Raw genomic sequence first — 6,366 nt, 5'->3', positions numbered from 1 at the left:
TTGATGGTTGATGGTTGATGGTTGATGGTTGATGGTTGATGGTTGATGGTTGATGGTTGATGGTTGATGGTTGATGGTAAAAATCAAAAATTCGAGTCCAAATTCATAACTCCTCAACTTATAATTCATAATTCCCCAATTCATAACTCCCAAATTCATAATCCATCAATTCATAATCCATCAATTCATAATTCATCATTCCTCAATTCATAATTGTGCCCCGCCCAATGCGTCAGGTTTGGGATTCTTCGTTCCGCTACGCTTCACTCTGAATGACAATACGTATTGATTTGTCATTCCGAGCCTGCGAGGAATCTCCGGCACTATTAACCACTGCCAACTGTTCCCCTGCCAACTCAAAACTCTTAATCCATAATTCCCCAATTCATAATTCATAATTCATAATCCATCAATTCATAATTGTGCCCTGCCCACTGTTCCCCTGCCAACTCAAAACTCTTAATCCATAATTCCCCAATTCATAATTCATAATTCATCAATTCATAATTGTGCCCTGCCCACTGTCAGCATACACCGTAGCCTGTGCCTCCACTAAAGCTTGTGCCTCCGCTAAAGCTATGGCGACACGCGGATGGCGACATGTGGATGGCGTAGGTGTGCCAACCGTCCACTATCAACTTTTAACTTATAATTCATAACTCCCCAATTCATAATTCATAATTTTACGTTACTTTTGTCCTTACTTAAAATCAATCTAAATAAAAATTGGCTAGCACGGTTGCAGACTTGAAGCGAGGGGAAAAGGGCATTATCAAGGAATTTCCAGAGGATGTCCTACCTATAAAACTGCTGGAACTCGGTTGTTTGCCGGGCAATGAGGTAGAAATGATACAAGTGGCGCCCCTAAAAGACCCCATCTACATCAACGTAAACGGTTCCCATATTGCCATTAGAAGGTCCATCGCACAACAGATCGAGCTCGAACGTATTGAAGACACCACGGCCCCATGAGCAAGCAAATCAATGTCGCCCTCATTGGCAACCCCAACACCGGTAAAACCTCGGTTTTTAACCAATTAACGGGACTAAAGCAAAAAGTAGGCAATTATCCGGGCATTACCGTAGAAAAGAAAGAAGGTATCTGCAAATTGCCCCGAGGGGTAAGGGCCCATATCCTGGATTTACCGGGCACCTATAGCCTAAATACCACCTCCTTGGACGAGAGCGTGGTGGCCGAACTGCTGCTAAACAAAAACGACAAGGATTTTCCCGATGTGGCCATGGTGATCACGGATGTGGAAAACCTAAAGCGCAATCTGCTCTTATTTACTCAGATCAAGGACCTCAGGATTCCCGCCATATTGGTCATCAACATGGCAGACCGTATGTCCCGAAAGGGAATTTCCATGGATGTCTCGCTCCTGGAGGAACGGTTGAATACCAAAATAGCACTGGTTAGCACACGAAAGGGAAGTGGTATTGAAAAGATCAAGGAGCTCATTGCGGATTACAAAAATTTATCGGTAGCCCCCAACATGGATCCCCGGGCAATCGCACCAGAGTATTTTGAACGTTTGGAGCGCACCTTTCCGAACGAAGACCTGTACAAACTTTGGTTGGTGATCACACAGGATGTGAACTTTACCCCCATCGAAAAGAAACGCATACAGGACGCTTCCTCCTTTGTCACAAAATCCAAGGCCGATCTTAAACGGCTACAACAGCGGGAAACCATTCTGCGGTACAAGTTCATCAATGATACCCTAAAGGAAACCTACATGGTAGATAGAAACGCGGCCAAGGGCTTTAGGGCTACGTTGGACAAGGTCTTGACCCATAAAATCTTTGGTTACCTCATTTTCTTTGTCATCCTATTGACCATTTTCCAGGCCATATACGATTGGAGCAGCTATCCGATGGATTTTATTGACGAGTCGTTCGCGATGGCCAGCGAGTGGATAAAACGCACACTCCCCTCCGGGATTTTGACCAATTTGATTGCCGAGGGCGTCCTAGCCGGTATAGGGGGCATTGTAATCTTCATTCCCCAAATCGCCTTTTTGTTCCTTTTTATCGCGCTCCTGGAAGAAAGCGGATATATGAGCAGAGTGGTCTTTTTAATGGACCGTTTAATGCGGCCTTTTGGCCTAAGCGGTAAAAGTGTGGTCCCCCTCATATCGGGTACCGCCTGTGCCATCCCTGCGGTAATGGCGACCCGGACCATAGAAAATTGGAAAGAACGCTTAATTACCATCCTCGTAACCCCCTTTACTACCTGCTCTGCCCGCTTACCGGTATACCTTATCATTATTGCCCTGGTCATCCCCGAGGGACGTTTTTTGGGCTTGAGCTACCAGGCGCTTACCCTAATGCTCCTATACCTCATTGGCTTTGGAGCGGCCATACTTTCTGCCATGGCCCTCAACAAAATACTCAAAATAAGGAGTCGCTCCTTTTTTGTGGTAGAAATGCCCAGTTACAAACTGCCCCTCCTTAAAAATGTGGCCTATACTGTACTGGAAAAGACCAAAAGCTTTGTATACGGGGCCGGAAAAATCATTTTGGCCATTTCCATAATCCTATGGTTTTTGGGTTCCAACGGGTATTCGGACGATTTTAGGAATGCCGAGAGTATCGTGAAGGAGCGTATTGCCAAAGAAGGGTTCTCGCCCTATAGCCAGGCCTATATCAAGAACAAATTGGACGACTATAAAAGAAGCAGCCCGGTAAGTGTGTTGGACCAAAGCAATGCCCTGGGACTAAAAACCTTTCAAGATTCCGTACAGGCAAGGCAGGTCCTGCTTGAGACAAACGCCCAAAAACAGGAAATAGCGAGTTATAAATTGGAGCATTCCTATATTGGTTACGCCGGCAAGGGCATAGAACCCATTGTAAGACCCTTGGGGTACGATTGGAAGATAGGAATCGCGGTAATCACCTCTTTCGCCGCCCGGGAAGTCTTCGTAGGAACACTGGCCACCATTTACAGCGTGGGAAGCGATGAGGAGGAAACCATTAAGAACAGGATGGCGGCAGAAGTGAATCCCATCGATAAAAAACCCTTGTTCAATCTGGCTTCGGGAATTTCCCTATTGCTGTTTTATGCTTTTGCCATGCAGTGCATGAGCACCCTGGCCATTGTAAAACGGGAGACCAACAGTTGGAAGTGGCCCGCTATGCAATTGGTTTTTATGAGCAGTTTTGCGTATATTGTAGCATTGATCGCCTATCAAATCATAAAGTAAGATGAGTTATTTGCAACCGGTATTGGCTTATATCATTTTGGCGATAGCCATTGGCTATATCGCCAAAAAATTCTTCTTGCCCAAATCGCTCTTCGCAACCAAAAAGAAGGGCGGCAAGGCCTGTGGCCACGATGATTGTGGCTGTCACTAAGGTATTTTACATCCGCTTACCTATCAGAAAACAAGAGTTAACCTCTTTATTTTCAACATCTTACATCTTTTCATGATAAAATATATATCAGCTGTGTAACCTTTCGTACATTTCTGACTATATACTAGTGAACACCAACTAAAAACGACCGCTCTTGGAAGCGCAGACGGACGAAAAACTTATGGAGGCGGTAGCCCACGGGAACCTGGACATGCTCCGGATCCTTTTTGAAAGACACCATGTACACGTGTACAATTTTCTCTATAAGATGTCTGGCGATAAAATGCTGAGCGAGGATATCACCCAAGAAGTGTTCTATAAAATAATGAAGTACCGGACATCGTACAAAAACGGCAAATTTATCTCCTGGCTTTTTACTATAGCGAGAAACAGTTTGAACACGCATTATAGCAGGGTAAAAGAGCATTGTAGCGACCTGGAAACGGTACAGGTATTGGAAAAGGAGAAAGAGGATTTTACCCATTTGCACAGCGCCTTGGAAAAGTTGGAAAGCTCGGACCGCGAAGTACTGATCTTAAACCGTTTCCAGGAAATAAAATATAATGAGCTGGCAGAAATTATGGGGAGCACCCCGGGAGCAGTGAAGACCAAGGTATCCCGGGCATTGAAAAAATTGAAGCGAATTTATTTTGAAAATATATAGTCATGGATGAAAATCATATTGTAGCACTACTTCCGGATTATTTGGACGATGCCCTTGGACAAGAGGAACGTGCCCAGCTTGAAGGGCATCTTGCCACTTGTGCCGCCTGCGCAAAGGAACTGGAGGAAATGAAGGTGCTATTTGAAGCTTTTGGGCAAGAAAAGGGTGCTACACCCCCTGAACGGATAAAAACGAATTTTTATAAACTGTTGGAGCTCGAAAAGCAGGCCGATGCAAAGGTAATACCGCTAAATACCCCCGCCACCGAAAAGAGAAATTGGACCAAAGATCTGCTGCGGGTGGCCGCCAGTATCGTTTTATTGTTGGGTGCCTTCCTCTTTGGTCAGCAACAGCAACAAACGCAGTCCAACAAGGAGATTGCGCTCCTACAGGACGAACGTCAGGAAATAAAGGAGACCGCAATGCTCTCCCTTATGGAAAACAAATCGGCCAGCAAACGGATCCAGGGGGTAAACTACATTGAAGAATTTACCGATCCTGATGAAGCCATTGTATTGGCCCTAATCGATAGGATGCGGTATGATGCCAACACCAACGTACGTTTGACGGCAGTAGATGCCCTGGGAAGATTTACGGCTTCGGAAAACGTAAAAAACGCCTTTATAGCAGCGTTGAAAACGGAAAAAGACCCCAGCATTCAAATCACCATCATTCAAGTTCTGGTAAAAATCCAGGAGAAGAAGGCGGTGAAGCCCATGCAAGAACTATTGGAGCGGGAAGACACACAGCCCTTTATCAAAGAACAAATCAAAACACTTTTACCAAGTATTGTATAAACATCAAAAAACGAAAATCATGAAACAGTTCACATTTATTTTATTACTATGCCTGGCTACCGGCACGGCATTGGCCCAAAACGATTACACCAAATCCCTGGAGGGTATCGAATGGGTAAGAATTGAATCAAAAGCCGATATTACGGTACGGACGCACAGTAAAAATGAGCTTTTGATCAAAGTAGGCTCCTCCGTGGCAACCCCCGATAGGGCAAAAGGTTTAAAACTGGTCGGGGAAGGAGGTACCGATAATACCGATGTGGGCTTCTATGTGGTCCAGGACGGCAATAATCTGATCGTTAAAAGTCTCCGCAAGTCAGAAGATGCAGAAATATTTCTTCCCGCAACGCAAAACTTTTCGGTCAAAAGCACGTGGCACGGCGATATTGAAATCGAAGGCTTTACCAGTGAAATAGAGGCCAACGCCCAATTAAACGGGGGCATCGTTATTAGAGAGGTTACCGGACCCATAACGGCAAACGCGCTGAACGGGGAAATTGAGGTGCAATTTAAAACGGTAAAGCAGGATTCTCCCATTTCCATTTATACCACCAACGGCGAAGTGGATGTTAGCTTGCCCCAAGGTACGCCGGCCGACCTGTTCCTCAGTTCCCTCAATGGGGAAATCTACACCAATTTTGATTTGAAAAGACCCGATAAGGATGGACTAAAATCAATCTCCACACGACGGGTAACCGGGTCTATCAACAATGGGGGCGTCTCCATAAAATTGAAGTCCACCAACGGGAATATCTATCTGAGAAAAAAATAATCAAAAAAAGAACAATCATGAAAAAAATAGTAATCGCCCTGGCCTGTACGCTGGTCGGGCTAAGCCTACAGGCACAGAAAATTATCGAAAAGAACATTGCCTACCAGGATCAGCACATTGATGTGGACCTCAAATTTGCCGAGCACATTGAGCTAAAGACCTGGGATAAGGACGAGGTGTATTTTAAGGCCCACCTAAGTGCGGAGGAAGAGCAGTTCCTGGAGTACTACGAACTTAAAATTGATGAAAGCAGTTCCCAAATTCTGATTGTCTCCAAGGCTGAACCTGTTTTTAAGAAGTTCCGGGAGGCCTACGACAAGGACAATCCCGACAGAAAGAAAAGGCATTACTACTGCGGGTACGAATATGAATTCAACTATACGCTCTATGTTCCCAAAAATGCCTCCTTTAGCCTGAGCAGTATCAACGGCAGCCTGGTATCGGAAGTGGTGGAGGGCGATTTTACGGCCGAACTGATCAACGGGGATATTGAGATAAAGACCTATGCCGGGAATTTGGATCTCAGCACCATCAATGGGGAAATCGATCTAAAAATGCGCAATACCAAGGTGGTGGCCGAAACGATACACGGGAACATTTATGCCGATGAGAAACTGAATTTCCAAAGCACGGACAGGCATGTGGGCCAAAAAGTGGAGGGCAGTTTTGACGGCGCCGCACACCGACTTCGGTTGAATACCATCAACGGAAATATGTATTTAAGATTATAGCGGCTTTTTGGAAGGTATAACCGATTAGGCTTTGGAATCCAAAAC

The 6,366-nt window shown here is 45.2% G+C and carries 7 protein-coding genes; all 7 read left to right on the top strand.

Features of this window, described 5'->3' with window-relative positions:
• Positions 1-726: 726 nt before the first annotated feature.
• The 7 genes from ACRD67_RS01285 to ACRD67_RS01255 all read left to right on the top strand — a co-directional run bounded on the left by ACRD67_RS01285 (position 727) and on the right by ACRD67_RS01255 (position 6,321).
• The gene (locus tag ACRD67_RS01285; protein ID WP_430965192.1) at positions 727-972 is read left to right on the top strand and encodes a FeoA family protein; all 246 of its coding nucleotides are present in this window, start codon (positions 727-729) and stop codon (positions 970-972) included.
• Positions 969-3,206, top strand: a complete 2,238-nt coding sequence (feoB, locus tag ACRD67_RS01280; protein ID WP_430965191.1) for a ferrous iron transport protein B — start codon at positions 969-971, stop codon at positions 3,204-3,206. Before ACRD67_RS01285 ends, feoB begins: the two co-directional genes overlap by 4 nt.
• A 1-nt stretch (position 3,207) precedes the next feature.
• Positions 3,208-3,357 carry a hypothetical protein gene (locus tag ACRD67_RS01275; RefSeq protein WP_430965189.1) on the top strand — a complete coding sequence of 50 codons (150 nt, stop codon included), beginning with the start codon at positions 3,208-3,210 and terminating at the stop codon, positions 3,355-3,357.
• A 154-nt stretch (positions 3,358-3,511) separates the two neighbouring features.
• Positions 3,512-4,021 (top strand): RNA polymerase sigma factor, encoded by a 510-nt coding sequence (locus tag ACRD67_RS01270; RefSeq protein WP_430965188.1) that lies wholly within the window; start codon positions 3,512-3,514, stop codon positions 4,019-4,021.
• 2 nt (positions 4,022-4,023) lie between these two features.
• Positions 4,024-4,818 carry a HEAT repeat domain-containing protein gene (locus ACRD67_RS01265; protein WP_430965186.1) on the top strand — a complete coding sequence of 265 codons (795 nt, stop codon included), beginning with the start codon at positions 4,024-4,026 and terminating at the stop codon, positions 4,816-4,818.
• A gap of 19 nt (positions 4,819-4,837) precedes the next feature.
• Positions 4,838-5,590, top strand: a complete 753-nt coding sequence (locus ACRD67_RS01260; RefSeq protein ID WP_430965184.1) for a DUF4097 family beta strand repeat-containing protein — start codon at positions 4,838-4,840, stop codon at positions 5,588-5,590.
• A gap of 17 nt (positions 5,591-5,607) precedes the next feature.
• Complete coding sequence (locus ACRD67_RS01255) at positions 5,608-6,321, top strand: DUF4097 family beta strand repeat-containing protein (RefSeq protein WP_430965182.1); 714 nt, start codon at positions 5,608-5,610, stop codon at positions 6,319-6,321.
• Positions 6,322-6,366 lie beyond the last annotated feature (45 nt).

The organism is Eudoraea algarum, assembly GCF_050589645.1.
GTDB lineage: Bacteria > Bacteroidota > Bacteroidia > Flavobacteriales > Flavobacteriaceae > JBNGOQ01.
Note: the sequence above shows the minus strand (reverse complement) of the source record. Positions and strands in the feature narration are given on the sequence as shown.